This window comes from Burkholderia sp. SIMBA_062 (genome assembly GCF_046534765.1).
GTDB classification, from domain to species: domain Bacteria; phylum Pseudomonadota; class Gammaproteobacteria; order Burkholderiales; family Burkholderiaceae; genus Burkholderia; species Burkholderia ambifaria.
The window spans coordinates 1-245 of the sequence record NZ_JAWRYD010000521.1; the positions used below are offsets into that span (position 1 = coordinate 1).

At 68.6% G+C, this 245-nt stretch carries 1 pseudogene; it reads right to left on the reverse strand.

The annotated features are described in order from the left end of the window. Positions 1 to 245 (reverse strand): annotated as a pseudogene (locus SB786_RS37305) (hypothetical protein); the annotation flags it as partial.

Sequence of the window (245 nt, forward strand, 5' to 3'; positions counted from 1 at the left end):
TCTTGATGAGCTGGCGGCGGCGCGTCCAGCGGTACATCGCGTAGAGCAGCAGCAGGACCAGCACGACGACCGCCGCGAAACGGCCGAGGCGGCTCGCGCCGGCGAGCATCATGTCGATCTGCGGTGCGAACAGCACGCCGATCAGCAGACCGGTGCCCGACCAGAGCGCGGCGCCAATGCCGTCGAAACCCAGAAACTGTCGATACGGCGTGCCCATCGCACCGGCCAGCGGCACCGAGACGAGC